Below are 17,012 nucleotides of genomic sequence, written 5' to 3'. Positions count from 1 at the left end.
ACACCAAAAGGCGTCACTCCTGGTGTGGATACCTGTCACCAAAAGAGTTTGAAGCCAAGACCGCGTGAGCTAACATAATCCCATCATATTGACCACCCGATGTGTCTACTTTCCGGGGGTCGGCCCCGGGATCAGGCCGTTCATCACGGCGAACACGCCGGTCATGGTGAGCAACGTGGTGAGCAGCAGGGCCCAGGTGCGGCGCTGACGCATGTACTCCACCGTGACCAGAGGGTGCGCCACCTTCTTCTCTACGTTCCAGAACACCACAAAGCCCACCGCCGCAACTGCGAATAGTGCGATCATCAGGGCGGGCCGGCCCAGCAAGTTGAAGGCGAGCAGCAGGGCGCCGAGCGCAATTGCCAGTGGTGCAACGCCCTTCCAATCCATTGGGGCCGTGACGGGGGCGGTGGATTCCTTGGTGAACAGCTTCACGGTGAGTGCGCCGAGCACGCAGACCACTGCCATGGTCCAGAACACCGAGCGGAACCCAAAGTTGCCTGCGAGCCAGCCGCCCGCCAGGGCATCCACGCCCGCAATGCCACCATTTACCGAGGTGACGATACCCAACAGCAGCGCATACTGCTTCTCATTGGGTACTTGCTGGCGCAGCATAATCAGCGCGAGCGGCACCGTGGGGCCCGCAACACCCTGAATTACGCGGCCGATGAACAGCACCGTCACGTTTGGCGCCAGTGCGGAAATCACACAACCGAGTGCGGTGAGTACCAACATGCCCACCAACACTTTGCGGCGGCCAATCAAATCGCCCCAGCGGGGCAAAAAGAGGGAAAAGAGCGCTGCGGCGGTAAAGAACGCGGTCTGCGACACACCAATCTGCGCCGCAGTTGTATTCAACTCGCGCTCCATCGTGGCCAGCGCTGGCGAAAGCATTGACGCATTGAGCTGAAACGCGAACACCGCCATCAGCAGGGCGAGCATCAAGGGGAGTACCTGGCCGATGGGGAGTGTTGTTTGGGTGTTTGTTTGTGTGTTTGGTTGGGGTGGGGGGGGGGGTGAGGTTTGCATTCTGGGGCCTTTCTGGGGTTGGTTTGGTGGCTTCGTTGTGGGTGTGACACACGGCGTGGGTGTGACACACGGCGCTGATATTTACTTTAGTTACCAGCGTCTCTCGAGATAGGCGATTTGTGCAACCGATTGCGTAAATTCGGGGGTGGGGGCGTGCGTGGTTGTGGTGGTCTGTGGGGTTGAAGGAGGCCTGTGTGGTTGAAGGAGGCCTGCGTGTGTGCTCTGTGGGCGGTCTGTAGGTGGCCTGCGGGCGTAGGTCGATAGCTAAAAGTCGATAGGACGCGTTTTCCCCCGAAATCGCCCGCCCTATCGACCAACGCAACGTCCTATCGACTTTTAGCTATCTACCAACGCGTCCTATCGACCAACGTGAAAGGGTGCAAGGGCCGTGCTCGGTCCCCACCTGAACTGTTCACCGAACCCCCAGGCCAATCCCCAAAAAGCAAAAACTCGAGACACTGCTGAGGTGCGATGTCTCGAGAAATGAAAGTTGTGCGCCATCAGGGAAATGTTTGGTCTGCCTTGTATCTTTTGCCATCCGGCCCTGTGTACCTTGCTTGCACCCTGCCCGAAGGCAGGTGCCGAAGGGAACCAAAACCGCGTGCCCAATTTGTGCCCAATGGATGCCTAAAACTTCCCACCCGAAGCGGCACAGACAGAGATGCCGCGCCGGGTGCTGTGATAGTCTGAAAACTGTCCTAAGCAGGGCTAACTACCAAAAAAGACCAGGTTCAAAACAGTAAAAATACTGTCTGACCTGGCCTTATTGTGCGCCATCAGGGACTCGAACCCCGAACCCACTGATTAAGAGTCAGTTGCTCTACCAATTGAGCTAATGGCGCAGCTTGTCAAGCAGGAATACTGCCGCTTGGCAACGGAAGAAAATATAACTCATCCTGCGTATCAAAGTAAAATCGCCTGGTCAGAGCCGTAGATTTCGCGTACTACCGTTCTGCCGGCGAGCACAACCCAACCCGTTCCCGTTGTTGCACCAGAAATAACAAGCCCGCAACGATCTCCTCCAATTGCTTGGTTGGGTTTTGGGCCAGGACTAGCATGGGAGACTTAAGGCGGCTCGAATCAGGCCAGCAAATCTCAAGCCAGCCCGAACCTATTCAACTCCGCCACCAGCTCAAACGGGGCTACAACTCCATTTCCACGGCAGTTTTCGTAAGTCTTTAAGGAACGTTCAAGAGATGCGCATGCGCGGCAGGCTCACCAGATCGACCACCCAACAAACCCACCACACCCGACAAACCCACCACACCCAACCCACTTCCACAGTCCTCCGGCTCGCATCAATCCTCGCGGCCGCAGCTTTGGCTACCGGCATGGCTGCCTGCACGATTGACACTAGCGCGCGCGAAACGAACGGCAACAACCAAGCCCAAAACCAAGCCCAAAACCAAGCCCAAATCGCCGAGCCCAAGGCCCCGGCGGTGAGCGTCAAGGACGGCGCCACCGGCGTGAATCCTGCGGACCGGGTGGTGGTGAAATCGCTGGGCGAGGGCTTAACAAAAGTGACCATGACCAATGAGGCGGGCAAGCAAGTGGAGGGCAAGCTTGCGGAAGATAAGCGCTCGTGGTCCACGGCGGAAGACCTAGGGTTCAACCGCACGTACAAAGTGGTTGCGGCTGATGTGAATGGGGAAACCAGCACGGTGAGTTTCTCTACTGTGGCGCCCGCAGCTACGTCGTTCGCGTCCCTCGCCCCACTTGACGGCGCCACGGTTGGTGTGGCGCAGGTGGTCGCCTTGCGCTTTGATACCGCAATCAAGAACCGCCAAGAGGTGCAGAACGCCATCAAGGTGACCACCACCCCCGAGGTAGAGGGCGCGTTTCACTGGGTGAGCAACCAGGAGGTGCGGTGGCGCCCCGCGCAGTTCTGGCAGCCCGGCACACACGTGACCGTGGAGGCGGATCTTTATGGCCTTAACCTCGGCGGGGGAGTGTATGGCGAAAACGATAACGGCGCCAGTTTCACCATCGGCGACCGAGTGGAAGCCATCGCCGACGACGCCACCAAACAGATGGTCATCCTCAAAAACGGCGAAACCGTAAAAACAATGCCAATCTCCATGGGCACCGACCGCTGGGCCACCCCCAACGGCGTCTACACTATCGGCGACGAATACGAGACCCTCCTCATGGACTCAACCACCTACGGCCTCGCTCTGGACGCCGGCGGCTACCAAACCAACGTCAAGTACGCCACGCAGATGAGCTACTCCGGCATCTTCGTCCACGCCGCCCCCTGGTCCGAGTGGGCGCAGGGTCACTCGAACCAATCCCACGGCTGCATCAACGTCTCCACGGAAAACGCCCGCTGGTTCCAGGAGTTTTTCAAACGCGGTGACATCGTGACCGTGAAAAACACCGTCGGCGGCACCCTCTCCCCATACGACGGCCTGGGCGACTGGAACATGGACTGGGCCACCTGGAAAGCCGGCAACGCCGACGCCTAGCGCAGTTCAAAAAGCAGCATTTCCGACGCCCCCAAGGCCGCACCCCGCTCCGGCACCCAGTCACGCGTGCTGGGGCACCAGGTCCGAGGGCTCAGCGAGGCGGCCCCCAACAGGCCATCGCGGGCTTTGATGGCTACAAATGAAGGCTGCAAAACCACAACCTAGCTTGTGAAACCTTCCTTGAGGATGACAGCGCGCCGCTTGCGGAACATGTTGTTTAACACCGGAACCAGGTGGTCATTGAAGTCGTGTACGGTGGCGCGGCGCTGGTTGGCGTCGCCGATGTTGGCATCGCGGGTGATGCGTCCCACCTGCTGGATGATATTTCCCTTGAACCGGGCTGGCGCGGCCAGGACCAAGGTGTCGAGCGTCGGGAGGTCGAATCCCTCGCCCGCAACCTTATCGATTGCCACAAGGCAAAAATGGCTCGTGTGAGCAAGCTCTTCGCGCGTGGCCTGGCGCTCCTTCGGCTTTTGTCCGCCGTGCAGCACAAAAGTGGTGATGCCCCGGCTTCGAAGCGCTTGTGCCATGGATTTGAGGTGATCAACGCGATTGGTCAAAACTAGGCAGTTTTCGCCGTTGGCGTAGGCTTCAGCAGTCACCTTGGCTAGAAGCTCGTTGCGGGATTCGTCGAGGGCAAGGCGGGTATATACTCCGGTGATTCCTTCCTCGCTCATCACATTGTCATTGATGGTGAACTCGGTTGGATGGACCCGATAGCGGCGCTCCAATGCTGCATCCTCACGCTCAAGACTGGTGCGAACTGGCCCGCAGAGCATGGTGATCAGCGGGTCGAGCCCATCAGAGCGATATGGGGTGGCCGTGAGACCGTAAAGATTACGCACGTTGACCTGAGATAGGGCGGCTTCCATTCCTGGGGCGCCCGCGTTGTGGCATTCATCGACGATGAGCAGCCCGTAGGAATCTAGAAATTCCAAGTCAGCATCCTTGCGAGCAATGGATTGGTTCATCACCAGGTCGATCTTCCCACCAGGGTTGCGCTTGCCAGCACCTATCTGGCCAATATCCGCTTCTTCGAGGTCCAAGAACTCCAGCAGCCGCTCACGCCACTGAGTGAGAAGCTCCTTCTTGGGCACCAGGATGGCAGTGCGCACCCCCAACTCTGCGATAATCTGGCAAGCCATCACGGTCTTGCCCAGCCCTGGGGCGGCTTTGAGCACTCCAGTTTTCTTAGCCACCATGGCTTCCACTGCTTTGGATTGCTGTGGCCTAAGCGACCCACGGAACGCCACATCGATACCGGTGGGCTTGGGGGTCAGTGAGCGACGCTGCACTTTGTAGCCTGCGGTTTTCAGCAGCGCGATCGCATCATCGAGGCACCCTCGTGGCAGCTTCAGTTGCGTGCCTTCGCTTTCGTAGCGGATAACGAGCCGTGGCGTCCCAAACGTAGAGAGGCGTTGCGCCTGTTTGCGGTAGAACTCCGGGTTATGGATAGCCGCCAAACGTTTCAGCGCTATTAATGTGGTGCTGTCTACGTCCGCAATGTCAATGCTCACCTTAGCCCCGTGGTTGACCCGCACCGTTGTGCCGGCATTTTCTGTAGCCAGGCGTCGCAGTTTTGCCTTGCTGGGAGCTGCGGGAAGCCCCACTTCGTCGGTGGTCTGGTGAAACTCCGCATACAACGTGCGGAGCACCTCGGGGGTGCTGGGAGCTACCTCCGCGAGTGCCGCAAATTGATCGGGGTGGGGCTCAAAAGTATCCACATCAACGAATACCGTTCGGCCTTCACGGCGCCTGTCACCCTGCAGGGGCAACGCTATGAGATTGCCAAAGCTGGCCTTGCCATTTGCGTGGCTGGGGACGGTGTCTTGCGCAGGGAAGAATCGGTCAAAGCTTGAAAAATCCAGGTGAGAGGCCTTCATCGCTTCCTGGAGAATCCCCATCCCCACTACGCGAGCCTGGTGGGCAGGCACAGCGTCGGTAAAGAAGATCCAAACGTGGGCTCCGTCACCAGAACGGGAGATTTCGATCAGAGGATCGAGGCCGTGATTGACCGCGGCGCGCGCGTAGCTCCGGGCATTTTCCTGCCAGTGCTTGTCATCGAAGTCACAGGCTAGGAGCCTGCAGGTATCGTCGGGCAGCATGACATACAAGCCAGCGTGCAGTGGAATGTTGCCGCCGCCGGTCAGATGCCTTGAGATCACGGAGTCGGTGAGTGGGACGGGGCGCTTGTCGATGAGCTTCGGCGACCACCCCTTCTTTTGCTTCTCCGGCCACTCCCAGGCGTAGGCGTACACGTCGCTCCGGCCGGAAAAACGACTGCGAAACAGGGAAATCTTCTCCGCGCTCGACGAATGTGAATTGACCAGCGCCATGGGATCGTTAGTCGGGGATTCCGCCGGTTTCACAGCGGGGGAAGGTACCGACGCAACCGCGTGTGCAGAATGGGCACTGGTACTAGCCGGCCTGGGCTCGGTGGCTAGGCCTTGCTCCAGGGCCTGAATGCGCTGTTCGAGCTCCACTTGCCGGAGCTTGAGTAGATCGAGTTCCGCTCGAACCTGAGCAATCTCACTCCTCAGTGCGTCTCCGGCGACCATGAGCCGAGTATAGCCGCCGAGTGTGTCTGCGCCTTAGGTGGCTGGCGGGGTGCTGGGGTGCTGGAATTGACACAGCAATTCATAGAAATCACAAAACTCATAGCAATTCATAAGCTGTCCGCTAAAGCTACGAGGTATGCGCACCGCAGCAAACCCCTTTAAGGCAACCTTTGGCACAACGCCACCGTTGCTCGTCGGACGCGATGACGTGATTCGAGTGTTCGTTTTGCCCTCGACGACGGTCCATGAACCCACGAACGTACTTCTTTGATGGTTGGAACTTAGGGGTATAGGCAAGACGGTGCATTCTTAATGCCTTTGAAGATGTGGCGGTGCAATCAGAACCGAAAAACGGTGACGGGGCTTAACCTCACAATTTTCACCTTAGGAATCGGCCTCGAATGGAAGGATCATGATCCCCGGACTCATTCTTCCTATACCTTGCGAGAAGCGCTTAACGACCTCCTGGACTTTCAGAAGTCCACCGATGCGACTGTGGGTGGAGCTCCGACGGGTGTCCCCATCACCCTTGATGAAATGCATCAACACCTTTTCCGCGAAGTGTTTGAGTTTAGGGCTATAGTGCAGCATCTTCAGCGGGAAAATAGAGAGATCGCCGTGGCTATGGCTGGGATACCTTCTTCCATCAAACCATTGTTGGCCAGCAACCCTCGGGGAGCATTGAGGCGAACCCCGCAACCTCCCTGAGCCTGTTGGCTGTGGCGTCAAGCTCTCTGCCGTAGGGTGAAAATGTGTTGTATTTAGTTCCGGGCATCCTGGCTGGCTTTGTTATTTATTTTTTCCTTTCTGCAATAATCCTGTTTGTTAACAAAATATGGTCAACTCAATTGCGGCTGCGAGCGCATAGTCTCCTAGTTATTTTTTGCCTTATAGCTATTACGTACAGCATCTTTCTCGTTTTATATGGTGGAGGCGGAAACTGGGCTACTCACCTGCAGATCAGTGGCTTCCTGCTGGTTGGCTGCATCTTGAGCTGCATAACGTCAGGCCGGCAATCTTCAACTTCGATGATCAATGGGCCAGATGCTAGTGAGGCTAGTGAGACGGAGGCAACAGCCTTTGAGTAATGCGCAAAAATGTGCTCAAGTTGGGGCACGTGGAATGCTAACAAGTGGGGAAGTACCCGGTGTGTGCTGGATTTCTTCAGGATTCTTCTAATAAGGCCGGCTTAACAGGAGTTTTTACGTTGAGCTTCTGGGCTTATAGTGGGTTTTCAACTTCAAAGGTGGGCTATGGGGGCTGAAAATCGAGACCAGATTTCCGGAATTTTAAACATAAGCTGAATATTGTTTGTAGTTTGAAATGCGCGCGGGAATTGTATGGTTGGAGATGATAATTTCCCCTGGTAAAAAATCTGCTGCATGGTTAACGTGGAAACATGGTGAACTTATAAGCAGAGAAGGGATCAAAAGTGGATGGCTTTACGCGCTTTGCACTGGCAATGAACTTTGGGGCGGCGATTGGCGTGGTCATTGGCGTGATCACCGGGAATCTTGGCCTCTGGCTTTCTATAGGCGCGGCCCTCGGAATCTTTGGCGCCATCGCCCTTGGAGGATTTGACGGCGAAGAATAAGCCAAATTTGAGGGCTGCGGTCTTTACCTGTTACTCGGTAGCCATTCCTGGAAATCCGCCCCCCGGCGGCCCGGACTCGAGTTTTGAAGCTAGGGTTTTGGTCCTGAATTGGGTGTTGGTAGAAAGCTAAAAGTCGATAGGACGGCGCGTTGGTCGATAGCACGGCCGATTTTGGGGAAATCCGCGTCCTATCGACTTTAAGCTATCGACTACCGCGAAACCCGGCACTGCGCGACACTGAGCAAGGGCGGCACCCCGCCACCCCCAAACACACACAGCAAAAAAGAACAGGCCGGAGAATGAAATTCATTCTCCGGCCTGCTCCTGTTCGGGGTGGCTGACGGGGCTCGAACCCGCGACACCCAGGATCACAACCTGGTGCTCTACCAGCTGAACTACAGCCACCATTGCTGCCGTGAAGCAGCGAGAACTATCCTAACGCAAAATGGCTTTTTTACAAAAACTGCTGGTAGGCCTCGGTGGCCTCGCGCTGCGCAGCTTTGGCGTCCTCGGTGGAGGGGGCTGGCACAAACATGGCCTTGCGGTAGTAAGCCAGCTCCTGGATGGATTCCACGATGTCCGCAAGCGCCCGGTGTGCCAAGCCTTTTTCGGGCTGGTTGAAGTACACCTTGGGGGCCCAGCGGCGGGCGAGTTCTTTGACGGTGGAGACGTCGATCATTCGGTAGTGCAGCGCCGCATCCAGGCGCGGCATTTGAGCGCGGATAAACATCCGGTCGGTGGCAATCGAGTTGCCCGCCAGCAGTGGCGGCTGTTCGGAGTCGCAGTGCTCCGCAATGAGGTCCAGCATGGCCTGTTCGGCTTCCTCCACAGTCACTGCGGATGCGCGGATGGCTTCGGTGAGCCCCGATGAGCCGTGCATGTTCTGCACGAACTCATCCATCTCCGCGAGCTCGGCCTCAGAGGCGTGCACAACCAAGTCAACGCCTTCACCGATCACGTTAAGGTCTGCGTCGGTAATGATTGCGGCAACCTCCACGATCACGTGGCGCGAAGTATCCAAGCCGGTCATCTCAAGGTCAACCCAGACTAGGCGATCATTCTTCTGCATTATGCGTCTCCCATCTTTGCGTAGAACCAGCCCATGATCGGGGAGAGCGCGGCGGTTGGGGCCACGGCGGACACCGCGTTCATCGCCTTGGACAGCGGCCCTGGCACCACGCGGCGTTTGCCCGCGGCCATCGCCTGCAACGTTTCCTCGGAGCAGGACTCGTAGGTGGTCCACAAAAATCCCGGCACAGCCTTGTCCACAATGCTCGGATCATTCACGACGGCATCACGCACCGGCCCCGGAGCCAACAACGTGCAGCTCACACCAGTGCCCTTGAGTTCGTAGTGCAGTGCCTCCGTGAAGGCATTCACACCAGCCTTGGTGAACACATACGTTGCGTTGTTGGGGATGGGAACGTTGCCGGCGGCGGAACCCACATTGCAAATTGCGCCCTCGCCGCGGCTCACCATGCCGGGAAGCACCGCATGCGTGAGCTCAAACACCGCGGTGGCGTTGAGCTCAAACTGGGAGGTCTCGTAATCCCAATCGGCCTTCAGGAACGGCCCGAAGCTCGCGATGCCGGCCGAATTCACGGCGATGTTGATCGTCCTTTCCCCCAGGCGCTCAATGAGGCCCTTGCGCTGAGCAGGGTCGGCGAGGTCCACCGCCTCAACCTCCACCACCACGGAATGCTTCGCCTCAAGTTCGGCCTTGAGTTCTTCAAGCACCTGTTCGCGGCGAGCCACCACAATGAGGTTGTGGCCCATCGCCGCCAGATCCTTTGCCATTGCGCGGCCGATGCCCTGGCTGGCGCCAGTGACCAACGCAAAGGAATCGATCGCGGGGGAGGGGAGAGTCATAAAATACAAAGCCTTTCTTGCCTTGCCCATGGAACCTGAACCAGCAAGTTTACCCCGTTTCGCGAATCTCGCCCCGCTGGAGGCGGTTCTAACTTGGGTGCTAGCTTGGGTTGCTCAGCTCGCCGCGCATCCCTTACCCAGTTGCGAGCCACACCCCGCGCACCCTGCACACGCGGCCAGGCCGCTGCTCACTGAGAGGAGTTCCAGTCCGGCTCCGCGTTGTAAGTGGTGGAGGATTGCCTGCACCAGGGTGGTGCGTAAGCCGGTGGTAGCGGCTATGTCTACTGCATTGTTCGCGCCGGCCTCAATCGCGCTGCGGACCTGCTGCAATGGGCCCACAGCCACACCTGCGTTCGCTGCCGTTGCGTTTGGTGGCAACGGGGGAGTTGGGGGAGATGGTGGCGTCGGACGGTTTGCCCCGAGCCCCAAGGCTGCGCGAAGTTTCATAGGAACACCTTGAGCACCTGGAACACGGCCACTGCCAGTGCCCACGCTGTGAGGAGCTGCACGCCTACGCCGATGAGGGTCCACTTCAGGCCGATCTCGCGTTTTTGGGCTGCGAGGGTGGCTACACAGGGGGTGTACGCCAGGAGGAACACCATGAACGCCCAGACAGCGGCAATGCCATGGCCGTTTGAGGCCTGGTTGAAGTCGGTGCGAATGGCTTCAGAGAGATCCTCGGATTCCTCTTCGAGCGCGTAGGTTTGCGCCCAGGTGGAGATCACGGCCTCCTTGGCAACGAAGCCGGTGAGCAGTGTGCCGGAGATAGACCAAGAACCAAAGCCGGCGGGCTCGAACACCGGGGCGATGCCCTCGGAGATGCGGCCGTACACGCTGTCCTGGGGCGGCAGGTCCTCGCTGCCAAAACCGTAACCACTCACTGCCGGAGTGGATTGCAGGAGAAACACCACCGCAACCGTGGCCACGATGATGCCACCGGCCGTGCGCAGGAAGCCCTTGAGGCGAATCCACATCACCTGCAGCGCAAGGCGCGGGCCAGGCCACTGGTATTCAGGCAGGTCAATCACCAGGGGCTCGCGCCCGAACTTGCGCCACAGGGTGTGCTTCATGGCAAAACCCACTGCCACCACCAGGCCAATGGAGATCAGATACATAGCAAACACAACAGTGCCCGCCATGTTGGGGAAGAAGGTGGCCGCCAGCATCACATACACAGTTAGGCGTGCTGAGCAGGAAGTAAAGGGAATCAGGAGAGCGGTAAGCAGGCGTTCGCGTGGCTTTGCCAGCACCCTCGTGGCGGCGATCGCGGGCACATTGCAACCAAAGCCCACGATCAGTGGGATGAAAGCTTTGCCAGGCAGGCCAATTGCCTGCATCACGCGATCAGTCACCACCGCGGCACGCGCCATGTACCCAGAATCCTCCAAAACCGCGAGGCACAGGAACATCAGCGCCATGAGCGGGGCAAAGGTTAGCACCATGCCCACGCCCCCGATGAGCCCGTCTACCAGCAACGCCTGCAGGATGCCAGCGGGAATGACGGCGCGGGCAGCGTCGGTAAGTGGGCCTGTGAATAGGGCATCCAGCCCGTCCTGCAGTGGCGCGGCAACGGTGGTGGTGATTTGGAACACCAGCCACATCGCGGCAAGAAATGTCAGTGGACCCATCACCGGATGCAGCGCAACGCGATCGAGTTTCTCGCTGAAGCTGGTTCCCGGATGCTCACCCGGCCGCAACACCGCCTGCGCTGCCTGGGCAACCCAGGTAAAGCGTTCCGCGATGGGGTCACCCTTGATACAGCAAGTGGGGCGCAGAGCGGCGGCGGGTTGTTCGAGTGCGCGCTCCACGCCGCTGTGCAGGGCGCCAAGGTTGGCTTTCCGACGCGGGTCAATCGCCACAACAGGCACGCCCAACGCCGCCTCCAGGGCAGTGGGGTCCACAGATTCGCCGCGGGACTGTGCAACATCATTTTTGGTCAGTGCCACTATGACGCGCAGAGGGTGCTCCAACAACTGCGCCACCATGTAGAGACTGCGCTCCAAATTGGAGGCGTCTACGGCGACCATCACCAGGTCGGGTGGCTCATGCGTGGTGATCACCAGGTCTCGGGTGAGCTGCTCGTCGGGGCTGTTTGGGTCTAGTGAGTACGCGCCGGGGAAGTCGATGACGTCGAAGGTGTGCGATTGCGCCTCCCAGCCGCCGCGCGACACCTCCACCGTGGTGCCCGGCCAGTTGCCCATCTGCGCCTTCGCCCCGGTGAGAGCATTGAACAGGGTGGACTTGCCCGAGTTCGGGCAGCCAACCAACGCAATTACCGGCCCACCCGTGCTGGGGCGGCCAGGGGTGGAGCAGTGACACGTTGCCGCGACCATCCCTTACGCTCCCTGCGCAGCGAGGGTGTTGGCGGTGAGGCCGTCGATCGCATAGCGAGTGGAGCCGAACGCCACCACGCGTCCACCGCCCGCCGTCTTCTGGGTCACGCGAAACGCCATGCCTTCACGAAAGCCAAGCTCCTGCAACCTGCGGGTTTGCTCTTGAGGCAGTGGTGGAAGTGCAGAAAGCACACATTCTTGGTGCAGTGGGAGGTGAGCAAGTGAGGTTGCCATGTGAGCGCTCCTCTATCTACGTGTATGTGAGTGTGAGGTTTTCTGGCTTGAGGATTTGAACCTCGTCGGCCGGTGTTTATACATGAATAGGCTAACCTAAGTTTTTGTGGTGGGAAAGGCTTACCTAAGCAAACGTGATATTTCTCCTATTGCTGCGATAGCTCGCTGAGGAGAGTGGGTGGGATGGGGTGTTTGGGGTGGGGTGTGGTGGGGTGTTTGGGGCCGTTATTGGCGTTGGTCGAGAGCTTAAAGTCGATAGGCCGTGGCGTAGGTCGATAGGGCGGGAATTTTCGGGGATTTTCGGGTGGTATCGACCTTGAGCTATCGACCTCCGCGTGCTATCGACCAACGCGATATGGCCCAACCACCGGACCCCGAAAATGCAAATCTCGAGACACCGTGTGAGTAACGATGTCTCGAGACATGAGAAAATGCGCCCCCAGAGGGACTCGAACCCCCGACCAATCGGGTAGAAGCCGACTGCTCTAATCCGCTGAGCTATGGAGGCATCGCTTTGTCAGGTTAGTCTGATAGCCATGTGGAGACAACATCAGGTGCGTCCAACTTGGCCTTTGTATCTTGCAGTCCTGCTCACCGCTGGTGCGGTGGCTGCTGGATTTGCCTGGAGCTTCCTTGGTGAATCTCTCGCAGCGCTGGGTATTCCAGACCCTGGGCCCTTAACCACCGCGGGGTTGCCGTTCTTGCGAGCGAGCGCGTGGGTGCTCGCTGCGCTGGCGTTGGGTTCGTTCATGGTGTCGGCGTTCTACTTGGACCCAGCTCACGACCCAGCCCAAGACCCGCAAACGGACCGCAACAAACAGCGCACACAAACCCTCACGGTAGACGCCCACATTGCAGCGCGAACGGGTGCTTACGCCGCGCTAGGGTTTGCGATGATCGCACTGATCATGGTGCCGATGGTGCTTTCAGATGTTTCGGGCCAGCCGTTTTCGCAGGCAGTGCAGTTCTTTACGATGGCCCTCGATAGGGTGGCTGCGGCGAAGGCTTGGTTGGTGAGCGCGGTGATTGCGGTGCTGGTTGGCGTGGCTGCGCTGGTGGCCCGGTCGTGGCGGGCGCAGCCAATTCTGGCAGTGGGTGCGTTTGCTATGGTGTTGCCGCTCGGTTTGGAGGGCCACTCGGCGGCTGGCGGCGACCATGACTATGGCACCAATTCGCTGCTGTGGCATTTGCTGTTCATGATGATTTGGGTCGGCGGACTGGTGGGGTTGATTGCGCACGCCAGGCGGTTGGGACCACAGTTGGGTACGGCGGTGCGTCGGTACTCTGCGTTGGCCCTGTGGGCCGTGGTGGTGATGAGTATCTCGGGTGTGATTAATGCCGCCATTCGGGTGCGTCTGGGGGACCTGTTCACCTCTGATTATGGTCGCATGATTGTGCTGAAAGCCGTGCTGGTGTTGGTGCTTGCAGCATTGGGTTTTGCGCATCGTCGTGTGACCTTGCCGCGCCTGGATACAGGGGATTGGGCGGCGTTTGTGCGCGTCGGCACTGTGGAGGTGCTGGTCATGGCGGTGATCGTGGGCGTGAGTGTGTCTTTGGGTCGCACCCCGCCTCCGCCGCCGCGGGTGACTGAACTGACGCAGATGCAGGTGCAGATGGGTTACTCGTTGGAGCAGGCGCCAACGCTGTGGAACGTGTGGACCATCTGGCGTTTCGACATCATGTTTAGCCTCTTCGCCCTCATCATCAGTGCCTTCTACCTGCGTGGATTGTTGAAGCTGCGCAGCCAGTCCAAGCCGTGGCCAGTGGCGCGCAGTTTCTGGTTCTTCCTGGGAACCGCCACGTTGGCGCTCACGATGAGCAGCGGCGTTGGCCTGTATATGCCTGCGATGTTCTCCATGCACATGGTGGCGCACATGATTTTGTCCATGGTGGTGCCAGTATTCCTGGTGCTGGGTGCACCACTGACACTCGTGCTGGAGGCGGCCGAGCCGAACTCAGTGTGGCGCAGGTGGATTCAGGCGCTGTTGGACTCGCGGATTCTGAGGGTGATGATGCACCCGGCGTTCAATACGATCCAGTTCATCACCATCTTCTACCTGCTGTATGTGACCCCTTGGTACACGCTCATGGTGTCTGAGCATGCGGGACACCTCATCATGAACTGGGTGTTCCTGGCCTCGGGCTACCTCTATTACTGGGAGATGATCGGTGCTGATCCGAAGCCGCGGGACAATTCGGTGATTAAGCGCCTGGCATGGCTGGTGTTTTCCATGCCTTTCCATCTGTACTTCGGCGTGTACCTCATGCAGTTGCAGCAGGTGCTGGCCGAGGATTTCTATCTTTCGCTGGACTTGCCGTGGGACATCGACCTGAAGCGGGACCAGGGTATTGGCGGAGGAATCGCGTGGGCGTCGGGCTCGTTCCCGCTGGTAGTGGTGTTTGGCACGCTGTTTCTGCAGTGGCTGCGCGAGGACCGCAAGGCCGAGCGCGAATACGAGCAAGCCGCCGAAGCAAACGACGACGCCGAGCTCGCCGCTTACAACGAAATGCTTGCCCGCATGCAACGCAAGCCTTGATCCCACGGTTGTGGATAACTCGCCCCAAAAACCCCTTCGTTTCGCCCCAAATTCCACAGGCGCGGCGGAGGGGGTTTTGCATGTGTGCCGGGGGCGGCATGCTGGGGATTGGCCGCGCGCAAAGGAGATGCCACAGAGATGCCAAAGCCAAACGTGTAAGCATTTCCGACGTCCTAAGGACCCGCACCTCCGCCTGCTCCAAGGGGGAGGGCGCTACCAAAGGCGTGCCGCGGCCAGGCTTCAACGCCTCTAGAAAACCGCAGGAAAACATGCATGAAAGGCACGCACATGACCAACCAAATCACCTTGATGGGCAACCTTGCTTCCGCCCCGGAAATGCGAAAGTTCCCCAGCGAAGCCCACTTGACCACGTTCCGCCTGGTGAGCTCGCGCAGCCGCCTGGGCCAGGACGGCAAGTGGGAAAACTATGACAAATTGTTCATCGACGTTGAATGTTGGGGCAACCTCGCCCTCAACGTGCGCACCTCACTGGTAAAAGGCCGGCCGGTGGTGTGCACTGGCTACCTGATCACCAAAGAATGGAAGCAGGACGGCAAAATCCAGGGGCAGAAAATCGTGCTGAAGGCCACCTCCGTGGCGCTGGACCTTAACCGGTACATCGCCGCCAGCAAGAAATCCACGGACAGTTCAGTGGAAGTGGGGGACCTCAAAGCGCCCGAGGGGCAGGCGGTGGTGGACTTCGATTACAGTGCGCCTGACGGCTCAGGCACGAGCACGGATTCGGGTTCTGCTGCGCAGCTGCGGGCGAGTGCGGGGAGCGCTCGGAACGAGGGTGACGACGCTGCAGATCCCGGTGCTCGTGAGTCAAGCCCAGCCAAGGAGCTTGTGGGTGCGGGTGTTGCCAGCTCCAGTTCCGGAGGTGGGGGTGGAGCGGCGCTGGACGGCGAGGGCGAGCCACCCTTCTAGGCCGTCTTGCCGCTCGATCAAGGGCTCTCCAATCCGGATGGAAACTCCGCGCTCTGAAGAGTAATGCTTGCGCTTGTACGTCGGCTTGACGCTGTGAGCGAGAGCTCTTCTCGAACTTTGCGGTGCTTCGGCGCCCACGATCAACTTGCAAATCGTGGGCGTCCGTAAGTGCGAATTACTTCAACGTCAGATTCACAATGCCTCCTGGCGGCACAATCGTGTTCACCACGGTTGGTCCTTAGAGGTTCGCCTTCACGGTATCAGCGGCGAGTGCGGTGGCGGTGATGTCATCCTCGGAGGCATCGGTGGCGACGATGAAGCGGGTGCGCTCCACATAATCCTTTCTATCGGCGTTGCCGGTTGCCTTTGCGTACAGCCCCGTGATGGTTTCACTTCCACCGCAGGTCATGGCACCGAACAGCCGGTGAAGAGGCCGTTATTTCATCAACGGTCGTGAAATCATCCAATTATGTTTTCATCATCGCTCATCCCCCAACAATGATTGAAAGCATCGTGCATCCTTAACCCTTCTATGCTCTGACACCCCACCACTAAGTCGGAATGCTAAATGCCTTGGTCAGAAGCGGGTTTCCGCAGAGTGAATGCATCCCACGAGAGCCGAGCGCAGGGCCGGCCCCAAAAGAGATCACTCACTCAAGGCTTCTCCGCGGGGGTGCGAGAACTTACCGCATTTCATCTACTTTCCATCATTCTCGCCCCTCATATCCCCACCGAGAAATTAGCTTGACCTCGTACTTCCCTCAAACATCTCATCAGCAATGAGGAAATGATTTAATCATTCTGGAACCCCTCCACATTGATTAAATCATTTTGTACACCATGATCCTCATGGTTATGTCTGTAGCCGAGATCAAACAACGCATCCTCGCAGGTGAGGATATCTTCACCGAGTTTAAACAACGTGACAGGCCGGATGCCCTCACCAAAGAAGACATGGTAAGAAACCTCGTTGCCTTAGCTAACACCGCTGCAACTGGGCCGACAATGCCGCGCGCGCTGTTTATCTGCGTCAGTGATAGAGGTCGGCCAACCGGCTATACCCCATTTCAAGAGTTCAGATCAACGAATGACTTGGTTGCCTATGTTCAAGACACGACGCTTCCCCCATTGATCGTTGAAGCTACCGAGCATGTCATCGATGGCAACAGCGTTCTCGTGACTTTCCCATTCACATCGAAGGGAACGAGGTACGAGGTATCGGGGTGAGGCCGGACCCCTGATTGGTGGGGCCCAATCTCAGCTCAATCGGGATCGGGTTAGGGAAAGGGGCTCACTACCGTCGCTGTCAGCGAAACGCTTAGACGAAAAGTTTGAGATGGACGTTGTTGTCCGTTACGAGAACCCTTTACGAGGATGTAGGGCCGTCTTGGGCTTTCTATGCCGTCTGAGACCCTTCAGGCCCGCTAGGCCACCGTTTGCTCTGCTTCACGCTATGATGGTTCCCT

Annotated in this window: 13 protein-coding genes, 3 tRNA genes and 1 pseudogene; 5 read left to right on the top strand and 12 right to left on the bottom strand. The window is 58.5% G+C overall.

The genetic code is table 11. From position 1 onward, the window contains the following. Positions 1-126: 126 nt before the first annotated feature. Together NQ050_RS06910 and NQ050_RS06900 are read right to left on the bottom strand one after the other, a co-directional pair. Positions 127-942 (bottom strand): annotated as a pseudogene (locus NQ050_RS06910) (MFS transporter); the annotation flags it as partial. 856 nt (positions 943-1,798) lie between these two features. Then, positions 1,799-1,871 (bottom strand) — tRNA-Lys (locus tag NQ050_RS06900). A 489-nt stretch (positions 1,872-2,360) separates the two neighbouring features. Here NQ050_RS06900 and NQ050_RS06895 point away from each other — a divergent pair. Next, positions 2,361-3,494: an Ig-like domain-containing protein gene (locus NQ050_RS06895; protein ID WP_257038577.1), complete on the top strand. Its 1,134-nt coding sequence runs from the start codon at positions 2,361-2,363 to the stop codon at positions 3,492-3,494. Here the strand turns inward: NQ050_RS06895 and NQ050_RS06890 are convergent. Together NQ050_RS06890 and NQ050_RS06885 are read right to left on the bottom strand one after the other, a co-directional pair. Then, complete coding sequence (locus NQ050_RS06890) at positions 3,491-3,646, bottom strand: hypothetical protein (protein WP_257038572.1); 156 nt, start codon at positions 3,644-3,646, stop codon at positions 3,491-3,493. The genes NQ050_RS06895 and NQ050_RS06890 overlap by 4 nt on opposite strands. 9 nt (positions 3,647-3,655) lie before the next feature. Further along, positions 3,656-6,052 carry a DEAD/DEAH box helicase gene (locus NQ050_RS06885; RefSeq protein ID WP_257038571.1) on the bottom strand — a complete coding sequence of 799 codons (2,397 nt, stop codon included), beginning with the start codon at positions 6,050-6,052 and terminating at the stop codon, positions 3,656-3,658. A 1,432-nt stretch (positions 6,053-7,484) separates the two neighbouring features. Here NQ050_RS06885 and NQ050_RS06880 point away from each other — a divergent pair. Further along, a complete protein-coding gene (locus tag NQ050_RS06880) occupies positions 7,485-7,646 on the top strand; it encodes a hypothetical protein (RefSeq protein WP_257038570.1) in 162 nt (53 codons plus the stop codon). Positions 7,647-7,978: 332 nt separating this feature from the next. Here NQ050_RS06880 and NQ050_RS06875 read toward each other — a convergent pair. The 7 genes from NQ050_RS06875 to NQ050_RS06845 all read right to left on the bottom strand — a co-directional run bounded on the left by NQ050_RS06875 (position 7,979) and on the right by NQ050_RS06845 (position 12,590). Beyond that, a tRNA-His gene (locus tag NQ050_RS06875) sits at positions 7,979-8,051 on the bottom strand. Between the two features lie 49 nt (positions 8,052-8,100). Further along, positions 8,101-8,715, bottom strand: coding sequence for an oligoribonuclease (gene orn, locus NQ050_RS06870; protein WP_257038569.1), 615 nt, complete (start codon positions 8,713-8,715; stop codon positions 8,101-8,103). Further along, positions 8,715-9,515, bottom strand: coding sequence for a mycolate reductase (gene cmrA, locus NQ050_RS06865; RefSeq protein WP_257038568.1), 801 nt, complete (start codon positions 9,513-9,515; stop codon positions 8,715-8,717). Before cmrA ends, orn begins: the two co-directional genes overlap by 1 nt. 114 nt (positions 9,516-9,629) lie before the next feature. Next, positions 9,630-9,962, bottom strand: a complete 333-nt coding sequence (locus NQ050_RS06860) for a hypothetical protein (RefSeq protein ID WP_257038567.1) — start codon at positions 9,960-9,962, stop codon at positions 9,630-9,632. Continuing rightward, on the bottom strand, positions 9,959-11,848 hold the full coding sequence (gene feoB / locus NQ050_RS06855) for a ferrous iron transport protein B (protein WP_257038566.1): 1,890 nt from the start codon (positions 11,846-11,848) through the stop codon (positions 9,959-9,961). The genes NQ050_RS06860 and feoB overlap by 4 nt, the downstream gene beginning before the upstream one ends. A gap of 3 nt (positions 11,849-11,851) precedes the next feature. Next, positions 11,852-12,082: a FeoA family protein gene (locus NQ050_RS06850; RefSeq protein ID WP_257038565.1), complete on the bottom strand. Its 231-nt coding sequence runs from the start codon at positions 12,080-12,082 to the stop codon at positions 11,852-11,854. Positions 12,083-12,516: 434 nt separating this feature from the next. Then, positions 12,517-12,590: transfer RNA gene (locus NQ050_RS06845), tRNA-Arg, on the bottom strand. Between the two features lie 28 nt (positions 12,591-12,618). On the opposite strand from NQ050_RS06845, the gene NQ050_RS06840 reads away from it, so the two are divergent. Together NQ050_RS06840 and NQ050_RS06835 are read left to right on the top strand one after the other, a co-directional pair. Beyond that, positions 12,619-14,619: a bifunctional copper resistance protein CopD/cytochrome c oxidase assembly protein gene (locus tag NQ050_RS06840; RefSeq protein ID WP_257038564.1), complete on the top strand. Its 2,001-nt coding sequence runs from the start codon at positions 12,619-12,621 to the stop codon at positions 14,617-14,619. 288 nt (positions 14,620-14,907) lie between these two features. After that, positions 14,908-15,546 carry a single-stranded DNA-binding protein gene (locus tag NQ050_RS06835; RefSeq protein ID WP_257038563.1) on the top strand — a complete coding sequence of 213 codons (639 nt, stop codon included), beginning with the start codon at positions 14,908-14,910 and terminating at the stop codon, positions 15,544-15,546. Positions 15,547-15,784: 238 nt separating this feature from the next. Here NQ050_RS06835 and NQ050_RS06830 read toward each other — a convergent pair whose 3' ends face one another. Beyond that, complete coding sequence (locus NQ050_RS06830) at positions 15,785-15,955, bottom strand: hypothetical protein (RefSeq protein WP_257038562.1); 171 nt, start codon at positions 15,953-15,955, stop codon at positions 15,785-15,787. A gap of 446 nt (positions 15,956-16,401) precedes the next feature. Between NQ050_RS06830 and NQ050_RS06825 the strand changes: the two genes are divergently transcribed. After that, positions 16,402-16,773 (top strand): helix-turn-helix domain-containing protein, encoded by a 372-nt coding sequence (locus NQ050_RS06825; protein WP_257038561.1) that lies wholly within the window; start codon positions 16,402-16,404, stop codon positions 16,771-16,773. The last annotated feature ends 239 nt before the right edge of the window (positions 16,774-17,012 follow it).

Origin of the sequence: Corynebacterium sp. 122RC1 (assembly GCF_024580955.1) — a bacterium.
Classification (GTDB): domain Bacteria; phylum Actinomycetota; class Actinomycetes; order Mycobacteriales; family Mycobacteriaceae; genus Corynebacterium; species Corynebacterium kozikiae.
The sequence above is the reverse complement of the archived record's forward strand: the minus strand, read 5'-3'. Positions and strand labels throughout refer to the sequence as shown.

What these genes read in the sequence shown, in the direction of transcription:
- NQ050_RS06830 (WP_257038562.1), bottom strand. Translation starts at nt 15,955, where the DNA reads ATGACCTGCGGTGGAAGTGAAACCATCACGGGGCTGTACGCAAAGGCA.
- NQ050_RS06835 (WP_257038563.1), top strand. Translation starts at nt 14,908, where the DNA reads ATGACCAACCAAATCACCTTGATGGGCAACCTTGCTTCCGCCCCGGAA.
- NQ050_RS06860 (WP_257038567.1), bottom strand. Translation starts at nt 9,962, where the DNA reads ATGAAACTTCGCGCAGCCTTGGGGCTCGGGGCAAACCGTCCGACGCCA.
- feoB (WP_257038566.1), bottom strand. Translation starts at nt 11,848, where the DNA reads ATGGTCGCGGCAACGTGTCACTGCTCCACCCCTGGCCGCCCCAGCACG.
- NQ050_RS06885 (WP_257038571.1), bottom strand. Translation starts at nt 6,052, where the DNA reads ATGGTCGCCGGAGACGCACTGAGGAGTGAGATTGCTCAGGTTCGAGCG.
- NQ050_RS06850 (WP_257038565.1), bottom strand. Translation starts at nt 12,082, where the DNA reads ATGGCAACCTCACTTGCTCACCTCCCACTGCACCAAGAATGTGTGCTT.
- orn (WP_257038569.1), bottom strand. Translation starts at nt 8,715, where the DNA reads ATGCAGAAGAATGATCGCCTAGTCTGGGTTGACCTTGAGATGACCGGC.
- NQ050_RS06895 (WP_257038577.1), top strand. Translation starts at nt 2,361, where the DNA reads ATGGCTGCCTGCACGATTGACACTAGCGCGCGCGAAACGAACGGCAAC.
- NQ050_RS06825 (WP_257038561.1), top strand. Translation starts at nt 16,402, where the DNA reads ATGTCTGTAGCCGAGATCAAACAACGCATCCTCGCAGGTGAGGATATC.
- cmrA (WP_257038568.1), bottom strand. Translation starts at nt 9,515, where the DNA reads ATGACTCTCCCCTCCCCCGCGATCGATTCCTTTGCGTTGGTCACTGGC.
- NQ050_RS06840 (WP_257038564.1), top strand. Translation starts at nt 12,619, where the DNA reads ATGTGGAGACAACATCAGGTGCGTCCAACTTGGCCTTTGTATCTTGCA.